The organism is Falsiroseomonas sp. (assembly GCF_030695085.1).
GTDB lineage: Bacteria > Pseudomonadota > Alphaproteobacteria > Acetobacterales > Acetobacteraceae > Falsiroseomonas.
Window position 1 is genome coordinate 1 of sequence record NZ_JAUYTS010000159.1, and the last position, 15,018, is coordinate 15,018.

A 15,018-nucleotide genomic window follows, 5' to 3' on the forward strand; every position below is an offset into this window, starting at 1 on the left:
ATGCGCCGGACATTCGCCTGGCTGAGCACGAGGTGGTTGAAGGGGATGTCGCGCGAGGCGGAGAGCGCGACCTTCGGGGCGGACTTCGACATGGGGGGTTCTCCATGACGGGCGGGCCGGGAGCCTCTCTCCCGACCCTCAACCCGTCACGAAGACCGCCTCGGCCCTCTTACTCTCTCCGCGCCGCTATTACGGCAGGAGGCAGGTTCCACACCTCCGCGCCGGCCGCGCGATAGGCATCCGCGACAGCCGCGAGTGGCGCATAGGAGAAGGCACCCCAGGGCGGCGGGCTGGCGGGTTCACCGACCGCCACCATCGGGCCACGCACCGCGAGATCGCAGACGACCTCGAAGGGGAGTGCGCGGCTATCGATCACCGGCAGGCCAGCGGCGATGCAGGTCGTCTTGATGGCCTCCCAGTCGTGCCCGCTGAGATATGCACCGCGGGCGAAGTACAGTGTGAAGCCGCCGCGGCCGATGGCGAGGTGGCCACCCTCCGTGGTCAGTGCTTCGCGGATGTAGTGGCCGTAGCGCTCCTCCGCCTCTGGCAGGATGAGCGGGGCAGTGGCGTTGCGCCCGCGGGTCACGATACCACCTCTGGCGCATCCGCGTCGGCATTGACCGCTTCGGTCTCGGGCGCGAAGGCGAGCAGAAAGTCCGCCGCCTTCGACGCGGCACTCGCCGCGCGGACGATCGCGCGATTATCCTCGCGCAGCACCTCCAGCCAGGACCCGATGTAGTCGGCGTGGCGCACCGTCGGCACGATGCCAAGTGCGGCGCAGGTGAAGGCCGCGGTCATCTCGGCGACCAGCTCCTCCTGCGCATACTTCTTGGAGGCGAAGCTGTTGGCGATCTCGCGGCCGAGGCGAGATGAATGCCCCGTCCAGTGGCCGAGCTCATGCAGAGCGGTCCGGTGCCAGTCGATCGGCTGGAAATAGGCCTGCGGCGGCGGCACGCGGATGAAGTCGCCGAGAACGTCGTAGTAGGCGCGCTCCCCGCCGATGCGGAGGTCGGCGCCGGAGGTTCCGATCAGCGCCTGCACCCGCGGCTCGATGAGCGAGGTATCCGCCGGGGGCGCCGTCGCCGCCAACTCGGGCGGCAGTCCGTCGCACTGCTCGACATTGAACACGGTGAAGCGCTTGAGGAAGTGAATCGCGCGGGCGTCCTTCCCCGTCTCCTGCGCGCGCTGGCGCTCCTCGCCGGGGATGAAGCGGTCGGCGTAGACGACGGTCGTGCCGCGCTCGCCCTTGCGCACGCTGCCGCCCAACGCGAGCGCCTGGCGAAAGGTGAGCCAGCTCTGGCCGGCGTAGCCGCGCTCGACGACGGCGCCCCAGAGGATCAGCACGTTGATCCCGGAGTACCGCCGGCTGGTCGCCGCGTTCTTCGGCAGGGCGATTGGTGCGGCGACACCCGAGGTTCCCCAGGGCTGCACCCAGGGCAGGCGGCCGGCTTCGAGTTCGGCGATGATCCTGCCGGTGATCTCGTCGTAGAGGTTCGCGCGGTCACCCGAGGCTCGGCCGCTCGGGGCCGGCCGTGTCGCGGAGCGGGTCATGGCGGTTCTCCATGACGGGCCGGCCGCGAGCCTCTCTCTCGGCCCCGAAACCCGTCACGGCGACAGCCGCCAAACTCTCACCCTCTTCGGCGCGGTCAGACGTCTACGTCGCCAGCGGAACACCATCCGATTTGCGCGCAGCGACGCGACGCGGCACTACGGCACTCACTCTCGGCTTTTCTCTGCTCAATAGGTGCCGCTCGATGGCGATAGCGATCGTCACGGAGCGGCACATGTCCGAAAGCCAGCGCAGCGTCCCCGCCCTTCGCCGCACCCTTCGAAGGCACGAGCTGCGGGATCTCGTCCCGCTATCGGACACGACGATCTACGAGATGGAGCAGCGGGGCGAGTTTCCACGACGCTTCCATCTGACGCCGCGTTGCGTGGCTTGGGACTATGCAGAAATCGCAGCCTGGCTCGCGGAGCGGCGGCACGGCGCTGACAATGGCCAATCAACGCGCGCGCCAATACCCAATGTCAGGATGCGGCGGACACGGCCTGTGAAGGCATGACGTCAGTGGGCCCAAGCTGCATCGTCGGCGGATAGAGCGTGGGCACCCGCTTCTGGCCGCTGCACCATGCGTCGATCATGTCCGCCCACTCCTGGAGCATGTGTCGACGCTGCGGCTCATACTCCGCCTTGTTGTAGACACCGCGCGACGATCGATTGTCCTCATGGGCAAGGCTTTTCTCGATCCAGTCGCTGTTGAAGCCGAGCTCGTTCAGCAACGTCGCGCCAGTGCGCCGCAAGTCGTGCACCGTGAAGGCGCCCAACGGCAGCCCGCTGGTCTTCGCACGCCCAACAACAGCGTAGATGACGCGATTGAAGGTCGCACGAGACATCGGCTGGTCGGCCTCATAGCGGGACGGCAACACATAGGGTGAATTGCCAGCGCATGTTTTCAGCGCGACCATGATGTCGAGTGCCTGTCGCGCCAGATAGACGTTGTGCGCACGCGAGCGCTTCATCCGGTCCTTCGGAATGGTCCAGACAGCGTTCTCAAAATCTACCTCGTCCCAGGTTGCATCGAGCAGTTCGCTCTTGCGCACCATGGTTAGGAGAATGAGGCGGAGTCCGAGCCGTATGGTCGGCAGCGTTGCGACGTGCTCGATTTGGTCGAACAGAATGCGGATCTCCGACGGCGAAAGCGCGCGATCCTTTGGCACGAAGGTGGCGATTGATGCCGGCCCTACTTCGTCGGCCGGGTTCGCAATCTTCTCGCCATGCAGGATCGCGTGGCCGTAGATCTGCTTGATGATGTCGCGAACATGGATTGCGGTCGCGGGCGCGCCGCGCTCCTTCACTTTGGCGCAGAGCCCGCGCAGGTCGTCAGGCGTGATCTCCGAAAGGAACCTGTTCTTCCACGTTGGTAGGATGTCTCGGTCGAAGATTGCCTTGCGCATGGCCCTCGTACTCTCGGCCATTCGCGCGCCCTCGAACCAGCGCTTTCCGGCGGCCGCGATGGTGAGTGCTTCTGCCGCGCGGCGCTTCGCGCGCTGCTTCTCCTGCGCGGGCGACTGTCCGCCCGCAACGATCTTCCGAGCAATGAGGCAGCGCTCGCGGGCTTCGGCGAGCGTCAGTCCGCCAAGTCCGTAGGCGCCGAGGGTCAGCGTTTCGCGGCGCCCGTTCAGCCGATAGTCGTAGCGGAACGAGATCGCTCCTGACGGCAGGACCGCGACATACATACCGTCACGGTCAGCAACCTTGTACGATTTATCTTTTGGTTTCAGCCGCTTGATGGCGATATCGGTTAGCATGGCATCCTCCTCAGCGACTATGATACGCCCCGCTCGGGGGCCGTCCATACCGTCAGAGTCGATACCGTCAAGTCTATCCAAATTCTCAATAAATTCAGCGATTTATCTGTGAAAACTGGATCGAGCTTGATGGATCTCCAGGCGGGCAAGCTTCAACACGCCGACACTACCCGCCAGTTGATACCGTCAATGATGCCGTCAGATCAACTCGCTTGCGCGCGATAGATCGCGAAGCATATCGCAAGGTAATCTCAATAATTTTCTATACTTAGCGCCGTTGGCGCGATAGGTCTCGAACCATGCCGAAGCCTATCGCATCACTCCCACTCAATCGTCCCCGGCGGCTTGCTGGTGATGTCGTAGGTCACGCGGTTGATGCCGCGCACCTCGTTCACGATGCGGCCGGCCACGCGGGTCAGGAATTCCATGCTGAAGGGATAGACATCCGCCGTCATGCCATCCGTGCTGGTCACGGCGCGCAGCGCGCAGGCGCTGTCATAGGTGCGGCCATCGCCCATCACCCCCACGGTCCGCACCGGCAGCAGCACGGCGAAGGCCTGCCAGATTGCGTCGTACAGGCCGGCGTTGCGGATTTCCTCCAGGTAGATCGTATCCGCGTGGCGCAGGATATCCGCCTTCTCCTTGGTCACCTCACCGGGGATGCGGATGGCCAGGCCAGGCCCGGGGAAGGGGTGGCGGCCGACGATGATCTCGGGGATGCCGAGTTCCCGGCCCAGCACGCGGACCTCGTCCTTGAACAGGTCGCGCAGCGGCTCCACCAGCTTCATCCGCATGCCGGCGGGCAGGCCGCCGACATTGTGGTGCGACTTGATCGTCACGCTGGGGCCGCCGGTGGCGGAGACGCTTTCGATCACATCCGGATACAGCGTGCCCTGGGCCAGGAAGTCGGCGCCGCCGATCTTCTGCTGTTCCTCCTCGAACACCTCGATGAACAGGCGGCCGATGGTCTTGCGCTTCAGCTCGGGGTCGGTGACGCCGGAAAGCTGGCCGAGGAACAGGTCCGTCGCATCGCGATGCACCAGCTTGATGTTGAAGCGGTCGCGGAAGGTGGTGACCACCTGTTCGGATTCATTCGCCCGCATCAGCCCGTGATCGACATAGATGCAGGTGAGCTGGTCGCCGATCGCCTCATGCAGCAGCACCGCGGCGACGGAGGAATCGACCCCGCCGGACAGGCCGCAGATCACGCGGCCGCTGCCGACCTGGGCGCGGATCTTCTCCACCATCTCCGCCCGGAAGGCGCCCATGGTCCAGTCGCCGGTGCAGCCGCAGACAATATGGGAAAAATTCTTCAGCAGGGCCGCGCCATGCGGCGTGTGCACCACCTCCGGGTGGAACATGGTGCCGTAGTAGCGGCGCTCATCATTGGCGATGACGGCAAAGGGCGCGCCCTCACTCGCCGCGACCACCCGGAACCCCTCGGGCAGGCGGGTGATGCGGTCGCCATGGCTCATCCAGACCTGTTCCCGCGCGCCCTTGGCCCAGACGCCCTGGGTGATGGCGCAGTCGCCGGTCACGTCGATATGGGCGCGGCCGAATTCGCGCAGATGGCCGCCTTCCACCAGGCCGCCGAGCTGATGCGCCATGACCTGCTGGCCGTAGCAGATGCCGAGAATCGGCAGCCCCATCTCGAACACCACCTCCGGCGCGCGGGGGCTGGCTTCCTCCGTCACGCTGGCCGGGCCGCCGGACAGGATGATGCCCTTGGGCGCGAAGGCGCGGATGCGGTCATCCGGGGCGGCGTTGAAGGGCCAGACCTCGCAGTACACGCCGGATTCACGCAGCCGGCGCGCGATGAGCTGCGTCACCTGGCTGCCGAAATCGAGGATCAGGATCCGGTCGTGATGCTGCGCGAGCGGGGTGGAGGCGGCATCGGGGGCGGCGTGTGTCATGGCGCCTAACAGCACAGAGGCGATGCAGCGACAAGCCGTTTTGCAGCGCTCAGCCTTCCTCGCGAAGGCGCCCTTGCGGTCTCCCCTGGGGCACGGGTGCGGTGGCGGCCAGCAGCGTGTCGATCGGGTCCCACAGCAGGGCGATCTGGTCCACGGCCTGGCCGGCCACGCGAATCGCCTCCCGCATCGCCGTGCGCCCGCCGAGGTGGCGGTAGAAGAAGCGGCTGGGATTGGCCTCCAGCACCCAGGCCATGGCGGAATTGCAGCCGATGGCCCGCAGATGCGCCGCCATCGCCCGCATCAGGCGCCGGCCGCAGCCACGCTCCCGGTAGTCATCCAGCACATAGAGGGTCTCAACCTCCCCCTCCGCCAGGCCGCGGCGCCGGGCGCGTCCGCCGGAGGCGAAGCCCACCACCTGGGGCGGGCCGGACTCATCCTCCGGCGTGGCGGTCGCCACGAACACTGCATGGCCTTCGCGCCGGTCCAGGATGGCGCGCTGGTAGAAGCCGGCCAGCCGGATCTCGGACAGGTCGGCCAGGTAGCCATCCCGCAGGATGCCGGCATAGGCGCTGCGCCAGGCCGCGACATGCACCGCGGCCACCGCCGCGGCATCGCCCGGCCGGGCGCGGCGGATGGAGATCATGAAGGCTGTCTTTGCAGCACCGCGGCGAAGAACCCATCCGTGCCATGGCTGCCGGGCGACAGCGCCATGTAGGGGCCGGGGCCGGGCGCCGCGACGCCCGGACGCACGGCTTCCCAGACCTCGGTGAAGGGCACCGGGGTGAAATCCTGGTGGCGTTCCAGGAAGGCCGCCATCTGCATCTCGTCCTCCTCGGGCAGCAGCGAACAGGTAGCGTAGACCAGCCTTCCGCCCGGGCGCACCAACTCAGATGCATCGTCGAGGATCATCGCCTGCTTCAGCACCAGCTCCGCCAGGTCGCGGCCATTGGTGCGGATGCGGGCATCCGGGTTGCGGCGCCAGGTGCCGGTGCCGGTGCAGGGGGCATCCACCAGTACGCGATCGAATTTGCGGGAGTTGCGCTTGCGCCACTTGTCGCCCGAGGTGAGCAGGTGGCGCTCGGAATTGTTGACATCGGCGCGGCGCAGGCGGCGGCCGGCGCCTTCCAGCCGGGCGGCGGAGGTATCGCAGGCGACGATATGGCCCTTGTTGGCCATGGTGGCGGCCAGCGCCAGCGTCTTGCCCGCGGCGCCGGCGCAGAAATCGGCCACCCGCATGCCGGGGCGCGCATCGGTCAGCAGGGCGACCAGCTGGCTGCCCTCGTCCTGTACCTCGATCAGACCCTCGAGGAAGGCCTTGGTGGCGGAAACCGGGCGGCGATCAGCGATCCGCATGCCCCAGGGGGAGAGCGGGGTGGGGGTGGCGGCGATGCCCTCCGCCGCCAGGGCGGCCAGCGCCGCCTCCCGCGTCACCTTCAGCAGATTGGCGCGGAGATCCAGCGGCGCGGCCTCCTCCATCGCCGCGGCTTCCTCGGCCAGCTTGTCGCCGAAGCGGGTGACGAGGCCGGGCATCGCCCATTCCGGCAGGTTCAGCCGCGGCCCGTCCGGCATGCGCGGCAGCACGAGCGGCCGGCCAGCCAGCTTGCCGAGCAGGGCGCGCTCCTCCTCCCCCAGGGGAGAGGCGGCGAATCGCTCGCCGGAGAAATTCTGGTCCACGCCGTCCACCGACCAGCCCTCGGCCAGGATCAGATGCGCCCCGAGCAGCAGCCGGGCGGAGGGGCTGGCGATGCCCATCTCGGAAAAATGCCAGGCGAGCCGCAGCCGCTGGCGAATCGCCCCCCAGGCGCGCTCGGAGACGTTCCGCCGGTCCGAGCCGCCGATGTAGCGGCGGGCACGGAAGAAATCATTGGCGATGGCATCCGCCGGGCGGCGGGGGGAGGCTTCGACGGCGGAGAGCAGGTCGATGGCGGCGGAGAGGCGGGCGGCGGGGGTCATGCGGGGAATCCGGGCGGCCGCGGCGCCGGGGGCGCGGGGCGGACGCGGGCAGGGGGTGGCGCGCCGGGGCTCCGGCGGCGAGGGTCGGCAGGCAGTGGGCACGCGCTCCGGCCGGAACCGTGCGGGCAACATAGACCCTCGCCGCCATTTCCGCGATGCCGCGCGCGCGCGTCAACGTTCCGGCATGATTTTCATGTCAGCATGTTTCAGCCGGGTGGGCTTGCTGCACGGTTTGCGATTAGTTTGCGTCACGCCGCATCAGGCGGTTCGACAAAGGGGATCCTACGCCGATGTTCAAATCCATCCTTGCCGCCGGCGCGGTTCTGGCGCTGGTCGCCGGTGGTGCGGTTGCCCAGCAGAAGGGCGCGGCGCCGCAGCAGGCCCAGCAATATCCGGATTGGCGCGCCCAGCCGCGCTACGCCACGATCAACCTGCGCGCCGGTTTCGAGCCTGACCCGCGTGAGATCCCGGTGGAAGCGGGCGGCGACCGCGAGGCCACCGGCATCGGCCCGGATTGCGCCGGCTGGATCGATTTCTCGAAGCCGGATGTGGACCTGAACTATACCTCGGGCCAGTTCCCGCTGTTCATTTCCGTGGTCGCCACCACGGATACGACGCTGGTGATCAACGATTCCGCCGGCAACTGGCACTGCAACGACGACCTGGACGGGGTGAACCCCGGCATCGTCCTGCGGAATCCGGCCAGCGGCAACTACAACATCTGGATCGGCACCTTCGAGCGCGGCGCCCCGCAGCGTGCGACGCTGCGCATCAGTGAAATCCCGCCGAGCCGCTGAAACCCTGCGCGCCCCGCGATGGCGGGGCGCGCATCATCAGCCCTCCAGCCGGTAGTTCGGCGCTTCCCGCGTCACCGCCACGTCATGCACATGGCTCTCGCGCAGGCCGGCATTGGTGATGCGGCGGAATTTCGCCTTGGTCTGCAGGTCCTGGATCGTGGCGGCCCCGGTGTAGCCCATGGCCGCCTTCAGCCCGCCGACCATCTGGTGGATCACGGTGCCCACCGGGCCCTTGTAGCCGACCCGGCCCTCGACGCCTTCCGGCACCAGCTTCAGCTTGTCCGCCACTTCCGCCTGGAAGTAGCGATCCGCCGAGCCGCGCGCCATGGCGCCTAGGGAGCCCATGCCGCGATAGGATTTGTAGGACCGGCCCTGATACAGGAATACCTCGCCGGGTGCCTCGTCCGTGCCGGCGAAGACGCTGCCCATCATCACGCAATCCGCACCCGCCGCGATCGCCTTGGCGACGTCGCCGGAGGACCGGATGCCGCCATCCGCAATCGCCGGCACGCCGCGTTCGCGGCAGGCAGCCGCGCTTTCCAGCACGGCGGTCAGCTGCGGCACGCCGACGCCGGCCACGATGCGCGTGGTGCAGATGGAGCCCGGGCCGATGCCGATCTTCACCGCATCCGCGCCGGCCTCGATCAGCGCCAGCGCGCCCTCGGGCGTTGCGACGTTGCCGGCCACGATCTGCACGGAGTTCGACATCTTCTTGATGCGCTCCACCGCGCGCAGCACGCCGCCGGAATGGCCATGCGCGGTGTCCACCACCAGAACGTCGATATCGGCGGCCACCAGCAGTCCGGCCCGGTGGAAGCCATCATCGCCCACGCCGATCGCGGCCGCGGTGCGCAGACGGCCCATCGGGTCCTTCACCGCGCTGGGGTTGGCCTGCGCCTTGTCCATGTCCTTCACGGTGATCAGGCCGACGCAGCGATAGGCCTCGTCCACCACCAGCAGCTTCTCGATGCGGTGCTTGTGCAGCAGCTCCCGCGCCTTGTCCTTGGTGACATCGGCATCGGCCGTCACCAGGTTCTCCCGCGTCATCAGCTCATAGACCCGCAGATTGGGGTCGGTGGCGAAGCGGACGTCGCGGTTGGTGATGATGCCGACCAGCCGGCCCGATTCGCGTTCCACCACCGGCACGCCGCTGATGTGATGGTTTTCCTGCAGCGCGCGGACCTCGGCCAGCGTCTGGTCGGGGTGGATGGTGAGCGGGTTCACCACCATACCCGATTCGAACTTCTTCACCTGGCGGACCTGGGCGGCCTGGTCTTCCGGCGAAAGGTTCTTGTGGATCACGCCGATGCCGCCGGCCTGGGCCATGGCGATCGCCATGTTGCCCTCCGTCACCGTATCCATCGCCGCGGCAACCAGCGGGATGTTCAGCGAGATCTCCCGCGTCAGCCGGGTGCGGGTATCCGTCTCGCTCGGCAGCACGGTCGAATAGGCCGGGACGAGCAGCACGTCATCGAAGGCGTAGGCTTCCTCGAACCTTGCGCGAAAGGCGGCCTCGCGATTCATGGAGGTGCCAGGGGATTTAGCAGGGGTATTCGTGTCTGGGGGCGCCATGGCGGGAACCTCTTTCGATCCGCAACCTTGGCGGCCCCGCCTACACCGGTTCCGGGTGCGGCGTCCATAGCGGGACGGGGTCAGGCCGGCTTGCCGCCGCGAAAGCCGGTCGCCACCACATACAATTCCGCACTGTCCTTGCGGCTGGCCGGCGGCTTGGCGTGGCGCACCACGGCGAAATCGCGCTTCAGCGTGGCGAGGAATTCCTTCTCCGACCCGCCCGCCAGCACCTTGGTGACAAATCCGCCACCCGGCGCCAGCACCCGGCCTGCGAAGTCCAGCGCGATCTCGGCGAGCGCCATGATGCGGAGGTGATCCGTCGCGTTGTGGCCGGTGGTGTTGGGCGCCATGTCGGACAGCACCAGGTCCGCCTGGCCATCGAGTGCCTCCAGCACGCGCCGTTCCGCCTCAGCATCCTGGAAATCGCCCTGCATCAGGATGGCGCCCGGGATCGGGTCCACCACCAGAAGGTCGATGCCCACCACGCGGCCAGCCCCGCGGGCCAGCGATACCTGCGTCCAGCCACCCGGGGCGGCGCCGAGGTCCACGACGCGGGAGCCGGGCTTCAGCAGATGGAATTTGTCATCCATCTGTTCCAGCTTGAAGGCCGCGCGGGACCGCAGGCCGCGGGCCTTCGCCTCCTTCACATAGGGGTCGTTCAGTTGCCGTTCGAGCCAGCGCTGGCTGCCGATGGTGCGGCCCTTGGCGGTGCGCAGCCGGTCGGCGAGCTGGCGGGTGGTGCCGGCGGGACTCCCGGCCGGGGATTTGCCGGGTGGGGACTTACCGGGTGGGGACTTACCGGGAGGGGCGGGGGGCTTGGCCATGGGAGGGCTTTACGCCCTCCGCGGCCATCCCGGAATGCCCATGCTCCGCTGGCCCGGCCAATCAGGCCTCGTCGCGCCAACGCTTGATGGAGGCACGGCCGATCCGGAGTTCCTTTGCGATGGCCGAGACGGACTTGCCGGCGGCCAGCATGGCCTTCGCCTCGGCCATTTTGCCCTCTCCCGTCGGCTGGGCGGCGCCGGCTGGCGCCGGCTTGGCCGCAGGCGCAGATGCCGTGGCAGCGGGCGAGGCGTCTGCCGGCTTCTCCGGCGCTTCCTCGAGGGTCCACTGTTCATCCAGAGCATAGATGATGTGACCCGGGACGGGAGCCCCCTTCAAAACAGCATTCCGGACGATGAAAAAACGACCTTCGAGTGGAAAATTGGACGCCGTAATAACTTCGCCCTTGCTGACGCGGAGCTTGTCCGTGTCTGCTTGATCTTTGCTATGCTTGTTTTTGTCCGCCTTAAGGTGCGTGTCGATTTTGGCTATCAGAAGGTACGGCATCGGCAATCCTAGTTGTCATGGACAGCGGCTGTTATTGGCGGACGGCCCATTTGAATGGAAGGGAACCGCAATTTCGGTAACTGTGTAGTCGACCCTGCGACCTTTCGCCAGCACCGGCCTTGCCGGAATGCCTCGGGCCATCAGCCGCAACCAGGCCAGAAGCGGCCGGGCCGGCGCTGCGCCGTGCGGTCCAGCCGCATCAGCCGCAGCAGAATCCCCTCCCGCAGCCCGCGATCCGCCACGGTCAGCCTTGGCACCGGCCAGACCCGGCGAATGGCGGCATAGACGGCGCAGCCCGGCAGCACGAAATCCACCCGTTCCGGCCCGACGCAGGGGTGGGCGGCCAGCCCGTCCCGGCCCAATGCGAACAGATCGCCCAGCGCCTGGTCGGCATCGCAGGCCTCCAGCACCTGGCCATCGACCAGCAGGCGGCGGTAGCGCGGCAGCGCCATGGCAACGCCGGCCAGCGTGGTGACGGTGCCGGAGGTGCCCATCAGCCGCACCCCGCCGGCGCGGATTTCCTGGCCGATGCAATGCACCGCATCGAAGCCGCGCAACCGCGCCGCCACCTCATCCACCACCGCATGAAACCCCGCTTCCGTGAAGCAGGAGGGACCGCAGCGTTCCGACAGGGTGACGACCCCGACGGGGACGGAGATGGTGCCGATCAGCTCCGGCATCCGGTGGCCGGGATGGATGCGGATCCAGGCGATTTCGGTCGATCCGCCGCCAATATCGAACAGCAGGGCGCGACGGTCGCTGGCCTCCAGCAGCGGGGCGCAGCTTTCCATCGCCAGCTCCGCCTCCTCCCGCGCCGAGATGATCCGGAGTCGCAGGCCGGTCTCCGCCTCGACCCGCGCGACGAATTCGGGGCCGTTGCCGGCGCGGCGGCAGGCTTCCGTGGCCACCGCCAACAGGCCGCGCACCGGGCGGCGGGCCAATTTGTTGGCGCAGGCATGGAGCGCCGTCAGCGCCCGGTCCATCGCCGCATCGGAAAGCCGTCCGGTCGCGCCGAGTCCCTCACCCAGCCGCACGATGCGGGAAAAACTGTCGACCACCCGGAAGTTGAACGGCGCCCCGGTTGGCGCGGCCGCGCCCTGTGGTGAACCCCAATGCGGCGTGCCGATCAGCAGGCGGCAGTTATTCGTGCCAAGATCGAGGGCCGCGAAAGCGCTCGAGCCTGGATTCGGCTGCCATCCCGGCGGCGGCAGGCATGCGGCACCCGGTTGGGCGACGCAGTGGGCCGGCTGGAAGGGGAGGGGCGCGTCGTCGGGCATTTCCTTGACCAGATGGGTTGCCGGGCAGGCGATCCGTAGCCCCCGGCGGGCTGGCCGGAGGCATACGGGCGCCCGGCACATGATCCGGCGCGCAGGCGACAGGGGCAAGGCATTTCGCAGCGCTGGCGTGGTTGCCTGCCTCGAAGTCGCATGCTAGTTCGCCGCTCCCGACGGTTGTGGCGCAAGCCGAGCCGTGCCGGTGGGGGATAGTTTAACGGTAGAACTCCCGACTCTGACTCGGGCAGTCTTGGTTCGAATCCAGGTCCCCCAGCCACCGCCGCCCGACACCGTCGCCCGAGCCTGCGGCTCAGACCGCGGCCCGCGGTTCAACCCACGGCCACGTCTCCGCCTGCAGAACCCGCCGCGCCGGCATGGACAGCACGGCGTTCAGCCCCTCCGCCGCCCAGTGCCACTCGACGCGGCCGCCGAGCTGCGATCGTACCGTGCCATCCACGACGCGCGTCCCGAAACCGCGCCGCACCGGGGGCGCTGCCAGGGTGGGCCCGCCCGACTCGATCCATTCCACTTCCAGCCGATCCTGCGCGCCCTGATCCTGACCCTCGCCCTGCTGCCCGGGCAGCATGCGCCAGCGCACCCGAAGCCGGCCACCCGGGCAGGACAAGGCGCCATATTTGGTCGCGTTGGTCGCCAGTTCATGCACGGCCATGGCCAGCGGCTGGATCGCGGCCGCTGCCAGCACCACCGCCGGACCCTCCAGCGTCACCTGCGGCATGCCAGGCTGGCCATGCCGCGCACGGGCGGGCGATACGAAGGCCTCCAGCGCGCCGTCCAGCATCTCCCGCAGCGGCGTCCCGGACCAGCTCGTCTCCGACAGCAGTGTCTGGGCGCGGGCCAGCGCGTCGATGCGCCCATCAACGGCGGCGGCGAAACTGGCGGCATCGTCCCGCGGCGTCAGCCGCAGCGCCGCCTTCACCACGGCGAGGGCGTTCTTCGCGCGGTGGTCCACCTCCCGCAGCAGCAGGAACTGGCGTTCCTCCGCGATGCGCCGCGCGGTGACGTCCACCGCGCCGCCGACCAGCCAGGCCGGCGCGCCGGTCGATGGGTCGCGGGTGACCTGGCCGCGGTCCCACAGCCAGGCCCAGCCGCCATCGGCGCGGGCGACGCGATATTCCATGGCGAAGCTGTGCTGGTCGGGATCCTCCCGCAGCGCCAGAATCGCGGCATCCACCCGGTCGCGATCCTCCGGATGGATGCGGGCCAGCCATTCCTCGGCCGAGAGCCCCACCGCGTGGCCCAGCAGCACATCGGCGCCGCCGGTGCGCTCGACGCGGCCGGTCGCCACCTCCCACTCATAGACGAAGCCCGCCATGGCCGCGGTCGCCACGGCGAAGCGCGCCTCGGCGCGGCGACGCTCATTGATGTCGATGTCGATACCCACCATCCGCGCCGGCTTGCCGCCCTCGGCGGGGTAGAGCCGGGCGCGGCAGAACAGCCAGACCTCATCGCGCCGTCCGTCCGCCCGGCGGCGGAAAACGCGGAACTCGACGGTCATCGCGCCCTCCGCCAGCCCGCTCAGGATCGCCGCGCGCAGCATCGCGCGGTCTTCCGGGTGCACCGTGGCCATGAAGCCATCGAGCGTGCTGGACGCGGCATCGCGTTCATGATGCAGGCCGAGCAGGGCGAACATCTCCTCCGACCATTGCAGCCGGCCGGTCTCCGGCTCCCAGGACCAGGACCCGGCGCCGGCGGCCTGCTGGGCCAGGCGCAGCATGCTTTCCCGCTCCCGCAGGTCGCGCGTGCGGTCCTCCACCCGGCGCTCCAGCGCGGCGTTGGTGGCAACCAGGGCGGCCTGCCGCCGCAACACCACGCGCGCCAGCAGCAGCAGCAGAAGGGCGGAGCCCAGCGCGAGCACGGCCTGTGGCGCCACGGCCTGCCGCCACGCGGCCACCACCGCGGGCCGGGCCCGCGCCGCCGCGGCATAGACGGGCCAATCCCCGCCGACCCGCCGGAACGCCGCCACCCGTTCCACCCCATCGGTGGCCGAGGGGCGCGCCTCGATGATCCGCGGCAGGCCCTGCGCCATGCCCGCCAGCGCCGGCGAATCCGGTGCCACGCGCATCGCTTCCGGGCGCAGGCTGCCGAAATCGCCGGAAAGGGCGAGCAGCACGCCATCCGCGCGGACCAGCGCCACCCGGTCGCCCTCCGCCGCACCCAGCGCGGACAGCGCCGCGCGGGCATGGTCGAGGTAGATGGAGGCGACCAGCACCCCGTCATAGGTGCCGGGTGGCGCGCCATTGCCCGCCCCGGTGCGCCGCGCGGCCACCGAGAAATAGGCCCGGCGCGTGGTGCGGCCGACATAGATGCGGCTGACATGCACCCAGGGTGCCTGGGGTCCGCGGAGCGCCTGGTTGAACTCCCGCTCCCGCAGCACCGGATCCGGCGCCGGCACCGGCAGCAGGTTGCTGGCCACCAGCGCATCACCGTCGCGGTCATAGGCGAAGATGTAGAAGGCGGCCTGTTCCGCCGGCTCCCGCTCCGCCGCGATGCCGGCCAAGGCGCGGTGCAACTCCGTCTGCTGCGCCCTGATCTCGGCGTCGCTGAGGCCGGCCAGAAGTTCATTGGCGCGCTGCAGGCGCAGCACCTGGCCTTCCAGCAGGCGGCGCGCATATTCCGCGGCCGCGTCGGCGGTTCGGGTGACCTCCACCTCCGCCCCGTGCCAGGCCTGGTCCCAGCTGCGCGAGGCGGAGACGGCGAAGACCAGCAATGGCGTCAGCACCGCAGCCGCCAGGCCCCAGCGCAATGGCATGGCGCGATACGGTCCATGGGGGCCAGCGACCGAGCCGGGCGGCAATGGCGGTGTCGCGTCTCGGCGGGGCGTAGCCTGATTCAAATCACATCCGTTCCGGA

General features: G+C 68.8%; 13 protein-coding genes and 1 tRNA gene. 3 read left to right on the plus strand and 11 right to left on the minus strand.

Going from position 1 to position 15,018, the window contains the following annotated elements; genetic code table 11:
* Positions 1-169: 169 nt before the first annotated feature.
* Positions 170-586, minus strand: a complete 417-nt coding sequence (locus Q8S40_RS17200; protein WP_305671347.1) for a hypothetical protein — start codon at positions 584-586, stop codon at positions 170-172.
* Positions 583-1,551: an ArdC family protein gene (locus Q8S40_RS17205; RefSeq protein ID WP_305671348.1), complete on the minus strand. Its 969-nt coding sequence runs from the start codon at positions 1,549-1,551 to the stop codon at positions 583-585. The genes Q8S40_RS17200 and Q8S40_RS17205 overlap by 4 nt, the downstream gene beginning before the upstream one ends.
* A 233-nt stretch (positions 1,552-1,784) precedes the next feature.
* Here Q8S40_RS17205 and Q8S40_RS17210 point away from each other — a divergent pair, with 233 nt between their 5' ends.
* The gene (locus Q8S40_RS17210) at positions 1,785-2,063 is read left to right on the plus strand and encodes an AlpA family transcriptional regulator (RefSeq protein WP_305671349.1); all 279 of its coding nucleotides are present in this window, start codon (positions 1,785-1,787) and stop codon (positions 2,061-2,063) included.
* Here Q8S40_RS17210 and Q8S40_RS17215 read toward each other — a convergent pair.
* The 4 genes from Q8S40_RS17215 to Q8S40_RS17230 all read right to left on the minus strand — a co-directional run bounded on the left by Q8S40_RS17215 (position 2,029) and on the right by Q8S40_RS17230 (position 7,175).
* Positions 2,029-3,309 (minus strand): tyrosine-type recombinase/integrase, encoded by a 1,281-nt coding sequence (locus tag Q8S40_RS17215; RefSeq protein ID WP_305671350.1) that lies wholly within the window; start codon positions 3,307-3,309, stop codon positions 2,029-2,031. The two genes, Q8S40_RS17210 and Q8S40_RS17215, sit on opposite strands and share 35 nt — an antisense overlap.
* Before the next feature lie 317 nt (positions 3,310-3,626).
* On the minus strand, positions 3,627-5,222 hold the full coding sequence (gene guaA, locus Q8S40_RS17220) for a glutamine-hydrolyzing GMP synthase (RefSeq protein WP_305671351.1): 1,596 nt from the start codon (positions 5,220-5,222) through the stop codon (positions 3,627-3,629).
* Between the two features lie 49 nt (positions 5,223-5,271).
* On the minus strand, positions 5,272-5,865 hold the full coding sequence (locus Q8S40_RS17225) for a GNAT family N-acetyltransferase (RefSeq protein WP_305671352.1): 594 nt from the start codon (positions 5,863-5,865) through the stop codon (positions 5,272-5,274).
* Entirely contained in the window at positions 5,862-7,175 is a 1,314-nt protein-coding gene (locus tag Q8S40_RS17230; protein ID WP_305671353.1) for an RsmB/NOP family class I SAM-dependent RNA methyltransferase, read from the minus strand. The genes Q8S40_RS17225 and Q8S40_RS17230 overlap by 4 nt, the downstream gene beginning before the upstream one ends.
* A 290-nt stretch (positions 7,176-7,465) precedes the next feature.
* Between Q8S40_RS17230 and Q8S40_RS17235 the strand changes: the two genes are divergently transcribed.
* On the plus strand, positions 7,466-7,972 hold the full coding sequence (locus Q8S40_RS17235; RefSeq protein ID WP_304814692.1) for a hypothetical protein: 507 nt from the start codon (positions 7,466-7,468) through the stop codon (positions 7,970-7,972).
* Positions 7,973-8,008: 36 nt separating this feature from the next.
* Here the strand turns inward: Q8S40_RS17235 and guaB are convergent, their stop codons facing one another.
* From guaB to Q8S40_RS17255, 4 genes are all read right to left on the minus strand, one after another.
* Positions 8,009-9,496 carry an IMP dehydrogenase gene (gene guaB / locus Q8S40_RS17240; protein WP_304814691.1) on the minus strand — a complete coding sequence of 496 codons (1,488 nt, stop codon included), beginning with the start codon at positions 9,494-9,496 and terminating at the stop codon, positions 8,009-8,011.
* Between the two features lie 128 nt (positions 9,497-9,624).
* A complete protein-coding gene (locus Q8S40_RS17245; RefSeq protein WP_305671354.1) occupies positions 9,625-10,368 on the minus strand; it encodes an RlmE family RNA methyltransferase in 744 nt (247 codons plus the stop codon).
* Between the two features lie 61 nt (positions 10,369-10,429).
* Entirely contained in the window at positions 10,430-10,873 is a 444-nt protein-coding gene (locus Q8S40_RS17250; RefSeq protein ID WP_305671355.1) for a helix-turn-helix domain-containing protein, read from the minus strand.
* A 140-nt stretch (positions 10,874-11,013) separates the two neighbouring features.
* Positions 11,014-11,931 (minus strand): Ppx/GppA phosphatase family protein, encoded by a 918-nt coding sequence (locus Q8S40_RS17255; RefSeq protein ID WP_305671356.1) that lies wholly within the window; start codon positions 11,929-11,931, stop codon positions 11,014-11,016.
* 419 nt (positions 11,932-12,350) lie between these two features.
* Between Q8S40_RS17255 and Q8S40_RS17260 the strand changes: the two genes are divergently transcribed.
* A tRNA-Gln gene (locus Q8S40_RS17260) sits at positions 12,351-12,424 on the plus strand.
* 33 nt (positions 12,425-12,457) lie between these two features.
* Here the strand turns inward: Q8S40_RS17260 and Q8S40_RS17265 are convergent.
* On the minus strand, positions 12,458-14,917 hold the full coding sequence (locus tag Q8S40_RS17265) for a PAS domain-containing protein (protein ID WP_305671357.1): 2,460 nt from the start codon (positions 14,915-14,917) through the stop codon (positions 12,458-12,460).
* Positions 14,918-15,018 lie beyond the last annotated feature (101 nt).

Excerpts from the sequence above, each read along its gene's own strand:
- guaA (WP_305671351.1), bottom strand. The coding sequence starts at position 5,222 with ATGACACACGCCGCCCCCGATGCCGCCTCCACCCCGCTCGCGCAGCAT.
- Q8S40_RS17225 (WP_305671352.1), bottom strand. The coding sequence starts at position 5,865 with ATGATCTCCATCCGCCGCGCCCGGCCGGGCGATGCCGCGGCGGTGGCC.
- Q8S40_RS17210 (WP_305671349.1), top strand. The coding sequence starts at position 1,785 with ATGTCCGAAAGCCAGCGCAGCGTCCCCGCCCTTCGCCGCACCCTTCGA.
- Q8S40_RS17235 (WP_304814692.1), top strand. The coding sequence starts at position 7,466 with ATGTTCAAATCCATCCTTGCCGCCGGCGCGGTTCTGGCGCTGGTCGCC.
- Q8S40_RS17265 (WP_305671357.1), bottom strand. The coding sequence starts at position 14,917 with ATGCCATTGCGCTGGGGCCTGGCGGCTGCGGTGCTGACGCCATTGCTG.
- guaB (WP_304814691.1), bottom strand. The coding sequence starts at position 9,496 with ATGAATCGCGAGGCCGCCTTTCGCGCAAGGTTCGAGGAAGCCTACGCC.
- Q8S40_RS17215 (WP_305671350.1), bottom strand. The coding sequence starts at position 3,309 with ATGCTAACCGATATCGCCATCAAGCGGCTGAAACCAAAAGATAAATCG.
- Q8S40_RS17250 (WP_305671355.1), bottom strand. The coding sequence starts at position 10,873 with ATGCCGTACCTTCTGATAGCCAAAATCGACACGCACCTTAAGGCGGAC.
- Q8S40_RS17230 (WP_305671353.1), bottom strand. The coding sequence starts at position 7,175 with ATGACCCCCGCCGCCCGCCTCTCCGCCGCCATCGACCTGCTCTCCGCC.
- Q8S40_RS17205 (WP_305671348.1), bottom strand. The coding sequence starts at position 1,551 with ATGACCCGCTCCGCGACACGGCCGGCCCCGAGCGGCCGAGCCTCGGGT.
- Q8S40_RS17245 (WP_305671354.1), bottom strand. The coding sequence starts at position 10,368 with ATGGCCAAGCCCCCCGCCCCTCCCGGTAAGTCCCCACCCGGTAAGTCC.